Origin of the sequence: Herbidospora sakaeratensis (assembly GCF_001570525.1) — a bacterium.
Taxonomy (GTDB): domain Bacteria; phylum Actinomycetota; class Actinomycetes; order Streptosporangiales; family Streptosporangiaceae; genus Herbidospora; species Herbidospora sakaeratensis.
This window is the reverse complement of the sequence record NZ_BBXC01000007.1, coordinates 805732-818657: the sequence shown is the minus strand read 5'-3', so window position 1 is coordinate 818657 and position 12926 is coordinate 805732. Positions and strand designations below refer to the sequence as shown.

The window sequence follows — 12926 nt, the reverse complement described above, 5'->3', positions numbered from 1 at the left end:
CGGGATGAGCGCCTCACGGACCGGCCGGGATGAAGCCTCCCCGGCAGTGGTCGGTGCGGTTGCGGCTGACGATCTGGGCGACGGCGGCGGCCACGCTGGCCTGTGCCGTGACCGTGGGGTTCGTCCTCGACAGCAACCACCAGTCGAGGATGTCCGACCAGCTCCGCGAGGTGTACTCGGCCGACCTGCGGGTGTTGCACCAGCTGGCCGACGCCGCGGTGGTGCCGCCCACACTGCCCGACCAGGGGCCGGCCGCGATGCAGGTGGTGGACGCGGCCGGCACGATCCTGTCGGCCAACGCCCAGATGGAAGGTCAGCCGCGGATGGCCGGCTTCGCCCCGCCGCGGCGGCCGGGGGCGATGGACCGGGTGGTCTGCGACGTGCCCGTCTTCCCCGATCAGTGCCTGATCGTGGCGGCGATGTGGATCACCGCCCCGGGCGGCCCGCTGATCGTCTACGGAGGTGAGCCGGTCCACCCGTGGTACGGCGGCGGCGCGTTCGCGGCCATCCTCATCGCCGGGGCGCTGATCTGGCTGATCCTGGTGGCGGTGGGCACCGACTTCCTCGTCGGCCGCGCGCTGCGTCCCGTGGTGGCCATCACCTCCGAACTCGCCGAGATCACCGAGAGACGCCCCGGTCGCCGGGTGCCCGTACCGGCCCACCACGATGAGATCCGCTATCTGGCGACGACCGCGAACCGCACCCTGCACCACCTGGAGGAGGCCATCGAGCGGGAGCGCCGGTTCACCTCCGACGTCTCCCACGACCTGCGCGCCCCCATCACCGCGGCCCGGCTGCGGCTGGAGGAGGCGCTGACGGATCCCGGCGTGGACTGGCCGCGCACGGCCCGGGAACTGCTGAACGACATCGAACGCCAGCACGCGCTGGCCGAGGACATCCTCACCCTGGCCCGCCTGGGCGGCGACCGGCTGCCTCCGCAGGCGCCCGCCGATCTGGGCCTGCTGGCCAGACGCGAGATCGAGCGCCGCCTGCCCGGCCGGGTGCCGATCGAGACCGGCCTGGCGCCGGACGTGATCGTCTTCTGCGACCGGCTGCTGATCGCCCGGCTGCTGGCGAACCTGCTGGACAACGCCCAGCGGCACGCCGCCACCCGCGTCACCGTCGCGGTCAGGGGCGAGGAGGGCACCGGGGTGCTGGCGGTCGCGGACGACGGCGCCGGCATCCCCCCGGAATATCGTGAGCTGGTCTTCGAACGGTTCGCGCGGTTGCCGGAATCGCGCGAGCTGGATCCCGGCGGCACCGGCCTCGGCCTAGCCATCTGCCGTGAGATCGCCCAGGCCCACCAGGGTTCGCTCGCCGTCGAGGAAGCGGATCGGGGCGCGTGCATGGTTCTGCGTCTGCCCCTGCACATCCCGCCGTCGGCTCAGGAGGGTTCCCCGATGATCTGACGGAGCACGTCCATGTATCTGCCGAACGCCGCGCGGCCCTGGTCGGTCAGCGACAACCAGGTGCGGGGGCGTTTGCCCTCGAACGCCTTGGTCGCGTTGACGTAGCCCGCCTCTTCGAGCGCCAGCAGGTGTTTGGACAACAACGAGTCGCTGACCTCGATGGTCTCCTTGAGGAAGCGGAAGTCGGCCTGGTCGGCCGCCGCCAGCGCGGCCATGATCGACAGGCGCACGGGGGCGTGGATGAGGTCGTCGAGGTCGTGGCGCGGGTGGGTGTGCTCCTGCGGCGGCCGGGCCGCGTTCACCGGCTGCTCCGCAGCCGCCAGCCGGCGTAGATCATCGGCAGGCCCGAGATCAGGCACAACGCCGCCACCAGCCAGGTCGCGCTCTCCACACCGGCGATCTTGAGACCGGTCGCGACCAGCATCGGCGCGAGGAACGTCACCCCGCCCAGCAGCGTGAGGCGGGAGACCCAGGGCGTGTTGATCCGCCCGCGCTGGCCGGACCGCCGCGGCAGGACCAGCATCCAGATCACCAGGGCGATCCAGACCGCGCCCGCGACGTAGCCGGCCCAGTCGGGGCCGAGCAGCATGGCCCACCAGTAGGGGCCGGACGCCAGGCCCAGGGCCAGCAGGACCGCGCCGTAGGCCCGGCGCGTCTTGCGCACCTCTTCCCCGACCCTGCGCACCTCGTCGAGAGCGGCGCCAGCGGACAGTTCCACAACTCCTCCTCCGTTCCGGTACTCAAACGCTACCAAGTACTCAACTCCCATTCAAGTGAGTAGCTAGAGATCCGATCTTTTCGAGTCAGTCGAAGGGTTCTTTACAGAACTCGACAACCTGGATCGGTCCACCATGGCACCCTGACCTGCGGAGTCTTACCGAGCTTTCATCCAGAAGTTTCCAAAAGGCTGCCGAATGTTGCGTTCGTGTGTCGACGGCTGTCAAGATGACGCCGAGCCGTCCGATGTTACGCGGCGATAACACCGCGACGCGCCCTTCCCTCCGCCAGACCGAAGGAGTCCCACGTGGCCGTCTCCCGCCGGGGGTTCATGACCTCCGCCATGACCGGCTCCGCCCTCGCCGCGGTGTCCTCGACCGGTGTGCTGTCCGCGCTCTCCAGCCCGGCGCACGCGGCGAGCCCGCCCGGTGACGTGGTGGGGAAGATCACCGTCGGATACCAGGGCTGGTTCGCCTGCCGTGGCGACGGGTCGCCCATCGACCGGTGGTGGCACTGGAGCGGTGCCGACAACACCGTGCCGCCCTCGCCCTCGAACAACACGATCGTGTCGTGGCCGGACATCCGCGACTACACGCGCACCTACCCGACGCTCTACCAGAACCTGAACAACGGCCAGACCGCCAACCTGTTCTCGTCGTGGGACCAGCAGACGATCGACACCCACTTCCGCTGGATGCGCGACTACAACTGCGACACCGCGGCGCTGCAGCGCTTCAACCCGTTCGGGGCCGAAGGGCCGATCCGCGACGGCATCACCGCCAAGGTCCGGCAGGCCGCCGAGGCCTTCGGCCGCAAGTTCTACATCATGTACGACGTCACCAGCTGGACGAACTTCCAGTCGGAGATCAAGACCGACTGGACCACCAAGATGTCGGCCTACACGCAGAGCCCGATGTACGCCAAGCAGAACGGCAAGCCCGTCGTCTGCATCTGGGGCTTCGGCTTCAACGACCCCGGCCGCCCCTTCCCCCCGGCGCCCTGCCTCGAAGTGATCAACTGGTTCAAGGCCCAGGGCTGCTACGTCATCGGCGGCGTGCCGACCTACTGGCGGCAGGGCGTCAACGACTCCCGCAGCGGCTTCGGCGAGGTCTACCGGGCGTTCAACATGATCTCGCCGTGGATGGTCGGCCGCACCCACACCATCTCGGGCCTCGACAACTTCTACGCCAACAACGTCGTGCCCGACGTGGCCGACTGCAACGCCAACGGCATCGACTACCAGCCGTGCGTCATGCCCGGCGACCTGCAGTCGCGGGCCCGCGCCCACGGCGACTTCATGTGGCGCATGTTCTACAACACCATCCGCGCGGGCTCCCACGGCATCTACATCTCGATGTTCGACGAGTACAACGAGGGCAACCAGATCGCCAAGACCACCGAGACGCAGGCCACCGTGCCCGCCGGGTCGGGCATCCTGTCGCTCGACGAAGACGGCACCTTCTGTTCCAGCGACTACTACCTGCGCCTGACCGGCGACGGCGGCCGCATGCTGAAGGGCCAGATCGCGCTCACCGCGACCCGGCCGACCCCGCCGGTGGCGTCGTCGGGCGGCGACACCCAGGCCCCCTCGGTGCCCGCCAACCTGGTGGTGACCAACCGGACGGCGACCTCGGTCACCCTGTCGTGGGCGGCCTCGACCGACAACGTCGGGGTGGCGTCCTACCAGGTCAACCGGGGCGGCACGGCGGCCGGCACGACCTCGGCCACGACGTTCACGGTGACCGGCCTGACCCCGAACACCGCCTACACCTTCACCGTCGTCGCCCGCGACGCGGCCGGGAACGCCTCGGCGCCCTCGGGCGGGGTGTCGGCCACAACGCTGCCGCAGACCACCGCCTACGTCGCCCTGCGGGCCCGCGTCAACAGCAGGTACGTCACCGCCAACGCCGGGCAGAACCTCATCGCCAACGCCACCACCATCGGCGCCGCCCAGCAGTTCGAGCGTGTCACCCTGGCGGGCGGCCAGATCGCGCTGCGGGCCCGCTCGAACAACCAGTACGTCTGCGCCGAGAACGCGGGCGCCGCGCCACTGATCGCCAACCGGGCGGCCGTCGGCCCCTGGGAGACGTTCACGGTGGTGCAGAACCCGAACGGCTCCGTCAGCCTCCGCGCGCAGGCCAACAACCAGTACGTCTGCGCCGAGAACAACGGCGCGGCCGCGCTGATCGCCAACCGGGCGGCCATCGGCGGCTGGGAGCAGTTCGACATCGTGACCGCGTAACGAGAACTGTCGCCGGGTGCTCCTAAAGTGGCGCCCGTGGAGGCGACGGTCGAGCGGCTGGTGTTCGTCCGCGACGACGAATACACGGTCGCGCGGATGAGCGACGGCGGCGGCGGTTTCGTCGCCGCCGGTCGTGTGCTGGCGGGCGTGCAGCCCGGCGAGACCCTCAGGCTCACCGGGGCGTGGTCCGACCATCCCCGCCACGGGCGCAGGTTCGCGGCGGAGTCGTGCGAGCGGGTGACCCCGGCGACGATCCCGGCCATCCAGGCCTACCTGGGGTCGGGGCTGATCCGGGGCATCGGCCCGCGGCTGGCGGCGGCGATCGTCGGGCACTTCGGCGCGGACACCCTGACCGTGATCGACGCCGAGCCCGACCGGCTGACCGAGGTGATCAACATCGGCCCGCAGCGGCGGGCCCAGATCGTCGAGGCGTGGCTCGACCAGAAGGCGGTCGCCGCCCTCATGGTGACCCTCCAGGGGTTCGGGGTCTCCCCGCTGCTGGCGGCCAAGATCTACCAGGCGTTCGGCTCCGACAGCCAGGAGCTCGTCACGACCGACCCCTACCGCCTGATAGGGCGGGTGCGCGGGGTCGGGTTCCACGTCGCCGACCGCATCGCCCTGCGGTCGGGCGTACCGGAACGCAGCCCGCAGCGGATCAAGGCGGCGATCCTCGACCGCCTCGAATCGGCCGCCGCCCGGGGTGGCCACTGTCACCTGGCGATGCCCGCGCTGCTGGCCCAGACGGCCGAGCTGGTCGAGCAGGATCCCGAGCTGGTCCGCACCATGGTCGACGCGCTGACCGCCGAACGCCGCGTGGTGGTCGAGGCGGGGGAACAACCCGGCAGGGTCGTCGTGTACGAAAAGGAGCTGCACAGCCGCGAGGTCGCGCTGGCCGGGCACCTCCAGCGCCTCATGTCGGCCAAATCGGGCATGCCGATGCGCCACTACGACGAAGACTCCTCCCTCCACGACGACCAGCGGGCGGCCGTGACGCTGGCGCTGACCTGCCAGGTGACCGTGCTGACCGGCGGTCCGGGCTGCGGCAAGAGCCACACCGTGCGGTCGATCGCACGGGCGGTCCGGGCCATGGGCGGCACGGTGACGCTGGCCGCGCCCACCGGGAAGGCGGCCAAGCGGCTGTCGGAGCTGACCGGCCTGCCGGCGATGACCGTCCACCGCATGCTGATGGCCCCCGACGACGACGGCACCACCCTGTTCGCCGAGGCCCCGGCCAGGGCCGACCTGGTCGTGGTCGACGAGGCGTCGATGCTCGACCTCCACCTGGCGGTGCGGCTGACGGCGGCGATCCCCGACGGCGGCCACCTGCTGCTGGTGGGCGACACCGACCAGCTGCCCAGCATCGGCCCGGGCAACGTGCTGGCCGACGTGCTGAAGGTGCCCGGCGTCCCCAGGGTGCGGCTGACCCACGTGTTCCGGCAGGCCGAGGGCAGCGGGATCGTGCGGGCGGCCCACCTGATCCGGTCGGGGAACCTGCCCGAGCTGCCGGGGCGGGGCGGGTTCTGGTTCGAGGAGGCGGGCGATCCCGAGCTGGTCGCCGACCGGGTGGTCGAGCTGGCGACCGAGGGCATCCCGCGCAAGCAGGGGGTGCCGCCCGACCAGGTGCAGGTGCTCTGCCCGATGCGGCGCGGGGTGACCGGCACGGTCGAGATCGGGCGGTTGCTGCAGGAGCGGCGCAACCCGGCCCGCGACGGGGTGGCCGAGTTCTGGTCGGGTCCCGAGGTGTTCCGGGTGGGCGACCGGGTCATGCCGGTGCGCAACAACTACGACAAGGGCGTCTTCAACGGCGAGACGGCCACGATCACCGCGATCGACCTGCCCGGCCGCGTCGCCGCGCTGCGGGTCGACGACGGACGCGAGGTCGGCTACGGCTTCGACGAGCTCGACGACCTCACCCACGCCTACGCGATCAGCGTCCACCGGGCGCAGGGCAGCGAATACCCGTTCGTGGTCGCGCCGCTGGTGGCCGAGTCGGGCGGCGTCATGTTGCGGCGGCGGCTGCTCTACACGCTGGTGACCCGGGCGAAGTCGTGGGTGGTGCTGGTGGGCCACCGCGACGCCCTCGAACAGGCCGTCCACCAGCTGGGCACCGCCAGGAACACCGGGCTGGCCCGAAGACTGAACGCCTGACCGGGGGTGGCCGGCCGGCGCGGACCCCGGAGAAAGAACGCGGCGGCCCGAACGTGACATCCGGCATAGACGGCGGCTCCCGATTCGGAGACCATGCCCGCGTGATCGACACACCTCTCGTCGAGCGTGAGCGGCAGCTGGCCGCGTTCGACGGCCATCTGCGCGCGCTGGCCTCCGGGGCCGGGCGGTTCGTCGTCGTCGACGGCGGGCCGGGCGCGGGCAAGAGCCGGCTGCTGGCCGCCGTGCGCGCCGCCGTGCCCGACGGGCACCGGGTGTTGTCGGCGCGGGCGTCGCGGCTGGAGCGCACCTACGCGTTCGGCGTGGTGCGGCAGCTGCTCGAACCCGTCGTCGCGCGGGCCGCCGACCGGGAGCGGCTGCTGGCCGGGCCGGCCGCCGCCGCGTCGGCGGTGCTCGGGGCCCCCGGGGAGCCGCCGGGCGACCACACCGTGCTGAACGGGCTGTTCTGGCTGGTCGCGAACGTCTGCGAGAGCGGTCCCGCCGTCCTGCTCGTCGACGACCTGCACTGGGCCGACGAGGCGTCGTTGCGGTTCCTGGCCTACCTGCTGCCGCGCGTCGACGGGCTGCCGCTGCTGGTGGCCGCCGGGTCGCGGCCCGAGTCCGACGGCGGGCTGCTCGACGTCGTGCTCACCGAGGCCGAGCGGCTGCCGCTGCCGCCGCTGACCCCCGGCGGGGTGGCGGCGGTGCTCGGCGGCGTCACCGGCCGGTCGCCCGACGAGGCGTTCGCCCGCGCCTGCGCCGAGGCGACCGGCGGGGTCCCGCTGCTGGTCAGCGAGGCGTCCCGGGCGCTGGTCACGACCGGCACCGCGCCGACGGCCGCGAACGCGGGGCGGCTGCGGGAGCTGGGCGCGCGGGCGCTGACCCGGCGGGTCGGGCTGGAGCTGGCGGCGCTGCCCGAGGGGCACACGCGGGTGGCCGAGGCGGTGGCGGTGCTCGGGCCGCACGCGACGACGGCGAACCTGGCCACGCTGACGGGCGCGCCCGTCCTGGAGGTCAAGGGCGCGATCGCGGCGCTGGAACGCGCCGACCTCGTCTGCGCCGGGCTGCGGGGCTACGACTTCGTCCACCCGCTGGTGGGCGCGGCCGTGCACGAGCGGATGGACCACGGCCGGGCCGCCGAGGCGCACGCCCGCGCGGCCGCGTGCCTGCGCGCGGCCGGGGCCGGGGCCGAGAAGGTGGCCGCCCACCTGCTGCGGGTCACCCCCGTCGACGCCGCGATGACCGGGACGCTCCGCGAGGCCGGGGCCGACGCCCTGTCGCGGGGCGCGCCGCAGGCCGCGCACGCCTACCTCCGGCACGCCCTGACCGCCCTGCCGCCCGGCCCCGAACGCGTCGAGCTGGAGATCGAGGCGGGCCTGGCGGCGCTGCGCTTCGACCACGACCTCGCCGTCGGCCACCTGTCGGGCGCGCTGGCGCTGGAGCCCGACCTCGCGACCCGGGTCAGGCTGACGGTGCTGACCGGCCTCGCCCTCGTGTACGCCGGTCGCGGCGCCCAGGCCACCGAACTGGCCACCGGCCTGCTCGGCGCGCTGCCTCCCGGCCTCGACGACCTGTGCCGCCGCCTGCAGACCATCGTCGTCGCCGGGCCGTCGACCGGCTCGGCGCCGCCCCTCACCCCCGAGGAGGTCGACCGCCTGCACACCCTCCCCCGCACCGGCACCATCGCGGCGGCCAGCCTCGACGGCACCCTGGCCGTCTACGACCTGCACACCGGCGACCCGCGCGGCCTCGGCCTGGCCCGCCGGGCGGTCGCGAGCCTGGCGGCGCGGCCGGTCGACCCCGCCGACCCCAACGACTCCCCCGAGATCCGGGGCCGCTCGCTCGCGCCCTCCTACAGCGTGTTGCCGTTCGGCGACCTCGACGAGGGCCTCGCGGGCGCGAGCGCGGCCGTCGAGACGTCGCTGGCGCAGGGGTCGCTGGCGCTGCTCGGCCTGCACACCCACATCCGGGGCGGCTGCTGGCTGCTGCGCGGCGACCTGGCCGAAGCCGAGAACGACCTGCGGGAGGCCGTGCGGACCGCCCGGCTCACCCACAGCGAGGTGACCGTCGGCCAGAGCGTCGGCTGGCTGGCCGAGGCGGTCCTGGAGCAGCGCGGGCCCGAGGAGGCCGAGGCCGTGCTCGCCCACTTCCACGACGTCGCGACCGCGCCGCGCTCGGGCCCGCCCCACCACCTGGAGTTCGCGCGGGCCCGGATCCACCGGGCGCGCGGCCGCTTCGACGAGGCCCGCGCCGCCGCCGTCAGGGCCGGGGCCGGGTACGCGGCCTTCGGCGGCCGCAACCCCGCCGTGGTGCCGTGGCGGTCGGAGGCCGCGCTCGCGCTGTGCGGCCAGGGCCGGCGCGACCTGGCCGCCGACTACGCCCGGGAGGAACTGGCGCTGGCGCGGGCGTGGGGCTCGGCCCCGGCGCTCGGCCGGGCGCTGCGGGTGGCCGGCACGGTGACCGGGTCGCGGGCGCTGCTGGAGGAGTCGTCCGAGGTGCTGGCGCTGTCGCCGGCCCGGCTGGAGCACGCCAAGACGCTGGTCGCCCTCGGCGACTCGGCCCCGATGGTGTCCCGGGGCCGCGAACTCGCGTTCCGCTGCGGCGCGGGGCCGCTGGTGGAGGAGGCGACCGTGAAGCTGCGCGCCCTGGGCGCGCGGCCCCGCCCGCTGACCCAGACGGGCGCCGCCAGCCTGACCCCGAGCGAACGCCGGGTCGCGGCGCTCGCCGGAGAAGGGGCGGGCAACCGCGAGATCGCCCAGACGCTGTTCGTCACCCCGAAGGCGGTCGAGGTCCACCTGTCGAACGTCTACCGGAAACTGGGCGTGTCGAACCGGGCCGACCTGACCACGGCCCTCGGCTAGGCGGCGGTCACCCTGTTGCCCTCGCTCGACGCGCGGGCGACGACGCGGGCGCCGATCGGCTCCCCGGTCGTCAGCAGGGCCGGGTCGGCCGTGGCGACGAAGCGGCGGCCGTCGTCGAGGCGGGCCAGGACGATTCCGGTCCGGCGGCCGTCCCGGCTGTGCCTGATCGTGTACGTCTCGATCGTCGCCGGGCCGTCGGCCTCGGTGGCGGTGGGGACCTTCGGCCAGGCGTCGACCTGACCCTGCAGGTCGGACTGCTCGCGCCAGGGGGCGGGGGTGGTGGCGTACAGGCCGGCGGAGTATTTGCTCAGCAGGCCGCCGTTCGCGCCGACCAGGGCCAGGTCGCCGGGGTGGGCGCGGCAGAAGGCCACGGCCTCGGCGATGGCGTGCAGGGAGTAGGCGTTGCCGGGGCCGCCGAAGAACGGGAGGCCGCCGGTCAGGGTGAGCGGGCAGGTCAGCGGGATCGTGTCGGTGACGTTGGTGACCGCGATCGGGAAGCAGCTGTAGAGGTCGGCGGCGGCGACGTCGGCGGGGGTCGCGCCCGCCTGGGCGAGGGCGTCGGTCACGGCCAGCACGGCGGCGGGGCCGCGGCTCAGGTCGGGGCGGTGGAGAAGGTCCTGGTCGCGGACGTCGGCGTGGCCGTGGACGTACACCCACCGGCCCGACGGGATGCCCAGGCGGCGCGCGGTCGCCACCGACGTCAGCAGCACGGCCGCGCCCTGGTTCACCTTCTCCCTGGCCACCACGTAGCGGGTGTAGGGGTCGGCGATCACCCGGTTCCGTTCCGACACCGTGACCAGCTCTTCTGCGGTGCGTTCCGTTGGGGCGGCGGCGTGCGGGTTGGCGGCGGCGACCCGGGTGAAGGGGGCGAACAGGGCGCCCATGCCGTGGGCGTACACCTCGCGGGTCTGGCCCAGGCGGGCCCGGCGGGCGTTCTCGAAGAGGGCGTACTGGGCGGGCGCGCCCCGCAGGCCGTGGCGGTCGAGTTCCGCGTCGACGAGGCCGTCGAGGCCGTGCCCCCGGTCCTCCAGGCCGCCCGGCGTGTGCTCGGTGAAGTCGGGCCGGTCGGCACGCCCGATCAGGTGGGCGACGGTGGAGATGGCCTCCGCGCCGACCACCAGGGCGGCCGCCGACTCCCCCGCCGCGATGGCGGCGGCCAGTTCGGTCACGAGGCGCTGCGGCGACTGACCGCCGGTGACGTCGAGGATCGCGCGGGCCGGGTCGGCGCCGACGCGGCGGGCGACCGAGCGGGGGAAGTTGTCCGACCGGCCGAGCAGGGCCACCGCCCGCGGGGTGGAGATCTCGAACTGCCGTACCGCCGCGATCACGTCGATCTCGCGGGGGTCGACGCCGGCGAGCGCCAGGGCGGCGGCCCCGGCGGCCAGGTCGACGGGTGAGCGGGCCCGGTAGCCGGGGTCGCCGAGGCGTTCGGAGACCTGCCCGGCCCCGACGAGGACGGGGGTGCGGTGATCGTTCATATCATCATCAACGTATCAACCTGGGCCTCACGCCCTGACGTCACTGGTGACCAGCGGAATCGTCAATTTGACTGAAACGCCGTTCATCTCACCGGCCCGACTGCTCGGCGACAGCCCCCCGCGAACCGGGTTCGGCCGCGAGCCGCGCGGTTAGCCTGCTGACCTTGTGAGCACCGACCCCGGCCTGCCCGTCCCGGGACCCGGCCGTCCGCGGGACGCCCAGGTCGACCGGAAGGCCCTCAGAGCCGCGCTGGCCCTGTACGCCGAGCTGGGCTGGGCGAAGTTCACCCTCGACGCGGTCGCCCGCCGGGCCGGCATCGGCAAGGCGGCGCTCTACCGGCGCTGGCCCAGCCGCGAGAAACTCATCGCCGACGCCATCGAGTCGGCGCTGGTGGTGCCGTCGTTCGACATCGACACCGGCACCCTGCGCCAGGACCTGCGGGAACTCATCGGCGCGATGCTGGCCCACTACCTGGGCCCCTACGGCCTGGCGGGACTGCGGCTGCACGTCGAGGCGCGGGCCTACCCCGAGTTGTTCTCCCCGGTGACGGGCGTGATCAGGAAGTCGCGGGTGCTGGAGGCGCGGCAGATGATCCGCCGCGCCATCGTCCGGGGCGAGCTCGGCCCGGGGGCGTCGCCCACGCTGATCCTCGACACGCTGCTCGGCGCGGTGCTCCAGCACGTGCTGGCCACGCCGGAGGAGCTCCGCGAGGACATGCGCGCCCAGGCCCCCGCCTACGCCGACCGGCTGATCGACTTCGTCCTGACGGCCGCGACCGCGCTCTATCCCCCGGTGACCGACTGAATCCGGTCGAACTGCTCGTCGGTGAGCACCAGGTCGGCGGCGCGCACGTTCTCCGTGAGGTGGACCTCCGACGTCGTGCCCGGGATGGGCAGCATGTTCGGCGACCGCCGGAGCAGCCACGCCAGCGACACCTGCGACGTCGTCGCCCCGAGCTCGGCGGCGACCTCCTTCACCCCCGGGTGCGACGAGGCGATCGGGTAGAACGGCACGAACGCGATGCCCAGCTCGGCAGTGCGCTCGACCATCGCCTCGTGGGTGCGGTCTCCCGCGTTGTACGCGTTCTGCACCGCCGCGATGTCGGTGATCCGCAACGCGGCCTCGAGTTCCCTGACGCTCACCTCCGACAGGCCGATGGCCCCGATCTTGCCTTCTTCCCGCAGCCCGACGAGGGCCCCGAGCTGGTCGTCGAGGGCGACGAGCGGGTCGATCCGGTGCAGGTAGAACAGCGGGATGTGGTCGGTGCGCAGCCGCCGCAGGCTGAGCTCGGCCTGCTGCCGCAGGTAGGCGGGGTGGCCGACCGGCACCCACTCGCCGGGCGAGGGCCGCGCCTCCCCCGCCTTGGTCGCCACGATCAGCCCGTCGGGGTAGGGGTGCAGCGCCTCGGCGATGAGGCTCTCGTTGTCGCCGAGGGCGTAGGCGTCGGCGGTGTCGATCAGCGGCACGCCCAGTTCGGCGGCCTTCCGCAGCAGCGCGACGGCGGCCGGGCGGTCGGCGGGGCCGTGCCAGATGCCGGCGTCGGCCAGCCGCATCGCGCCGAAGCCGATCGTGCCGGTGGGGACGGTCATGACGGATCTCCCAGGTGTTCGCGGGCCACTTTCTTGGGGACGCACATCTGCCAGGCGTCGACGACCAGCTCGCGCATGCGCCCGGGGTCGAGGCGGTCGAGCCGGCACTCCACCCACTGGTAGCGCATGTCGGCCGGCCCCGGCAGGAAGAAGACGCCGGGCTCGGCCGCGACCAGGGCGGCGCGCTCCTCCTTGGGGTAGCCGAAGCCCATCGTGGTCTCGTCGCGCGAGAAGGCGACGTAGACGATCCGACCGACCCGGAACTTGACCCGGTCGCGGATCAGGTGCTCGGTGGTGCGTGGCAGGGCCAGCGCGACCCGGCGTACGTCGTCGACTCCGACCATCGGAAACCTCCTTGAACGCGAGCGTCCAGGGCACCGTATCTGGGTGTACCGACAACTAAATGACGTAGTTGACCACGGCCCTGACAGGAGGCCCCTTACACCATTTACTCTTAGGAAACTTTCTTTTACATTGCTCGGAA

10 protein-coding genes are annotated in these 12926 nt (G+C 73.2%); 5 read left to right on the top strand and 5 right to left on the bottom strand.

Features of this window, described 5'->3' with window-relative positions; all coding sequences use genetic code 11:
* Positions 1–29: 29 nt before the first annotated feature.
* Positions 30–1409, top strand: coding sequence for a sensor histidine kinase (locus AW271_RS03375; RefSeq protein WP_062331491.1), 1380 nt, complete (start codon positions 30–32; stop codon positions 1407–1409).
* Here the strand turns inward: AW271_RS03375 and AW271_RS03370 are convergent.
* A complete protein-coding gene (locus tag AW271_RS03370) occupies positions 1385–1711 on the bottom strand; it encodes a winged helix-turn-helix domain-containing protein (RefSeq protein WP_062331487.1) in 327 nt (108 codons plus the stop codon). The genes AW271_RS03375 and AW271_RS03370 overlap by 25 nt on opposite strands.
* Complete coding sequence (locus AW271_RS03365) at positions 1708–2127, bottom strand: hypothetical protein (RefSeq protein ID WP_062331484.1); 420 nt, start codon at positions 2125–2127, stop codon at positions 1708–1710. Before AW271_RS03365 ends, AW271_RS03370 begins: the two co-directional genes overlap by 4 nt.
* Before the next feature lie 306 nt (positions 2128–2433).
* Here AW271_RS03365 and AW271_RS42150 point away from each other — a divergent pair, with 306 nt between their 5' ends.
* The 3 genes from AW271_RS42150 (at position 2434) to AW271_RS42775 (ending at position 9374) form a co-directional block, all read left to right on the top strand.
* A complete protein-coding gene (locus AW271_RS42150) occupies positions 2434–4368 on the top strand; it encodes a fibronectin type III domain-containing protein (protein WP_062331480.1) in 1935 nt (644 codons plus the stop codon).
* Positions 4369–4404: 36 nt separating this feature from the next.
* A complete protein-coding gene (gene recD2 / locus AW271_RS03355) occupies positions 4405–6516 on the top strand; it encodes an SF1B family DNA helicase RecD2 (protein ID WP_062331477.1) in 2112 nt (703 codons plus the stop codon).
* A 101-nt stretch (positions 6517–6617) separates the two neighbouring features.
* Entirely contained in the window at positions 6618–9374 is a 2757-nt protein-coding gene (locus AW271_RS42775; protein ID WP_062331474.1) for a helix-turn-helix transcriptional regulator, read from the top strand.
* Here the strand turns inward: AW271_RS42775 and AW271_RS03345 are convergent.
* The gene (locus tag AW271_RS03345) at positions 9371–10852 is read right to left on the bottom strand and encodes a TLP1 C-terminal extension domain-containing protein (RefSeq protein WP_062331471.1); all 1482 of its coding nucleotides are present in this window, start codon (positions 10850–10852) and stop codon (positions 9371–9373) included. The two genes, AW271_RS42775 and AW271_RS03345, sit on opposite strands and share 4 nt — an antisense overlap.
* A gap of 166 nt (positions 10853–11018) precedes the next feature.
* Here AW271_RS03345 and AW271_RS03340 point away from each other — a divergent pair, with 166 nt between their 5' ends.
* Positions 11019–11657 (top strand): TetR/AcrR family transcriptional regulator, encoded by a 639-nt coding sequence (locus AW271_RS03340; protein WP_062331468.1) that lies wholly within the window; start codon positions 11019–11021, stop codon positions 11655–11657.
* On the opposite strand, the gene AW271_RS03335 is transcribed toward AW271_RS03340, so the two are convergent.
* Together AW271_RS03335 and AW271_RS03330 are read right to left on the bottom strand one after the other, a co-directional pair.
* Positions 11636–12442, bottom strand: coding sequence for an aldo/keto reductase (locus AW271_RS03335; protein WP_062331464.1), 807 nt, complete (start codon positions 12440–12442; stop codon positions 11636–11638). The two genes, AW271_RS03340 and AW271_RS03335, sit on opposite strands and share 22 nt — an antisense overlap.
* Positions 12439–12786 (bottom strand): MmcQ/YjbR family DNA-binding protein, encoded by a 348-nt coding sequence (locus AW271_RS03330; RefSeq protein ID WP_062331462.1) that lies wholly within the window; start codon positions 12784–12786, stop codon positions 12439–12441. The genes AW271_RS03335 and AW271_RS03330 overlap by 4 nt, the downstream gene beginning before the upstream one ends.
* Positions 12787–12926: the final 140 nt, after the last annotated feature.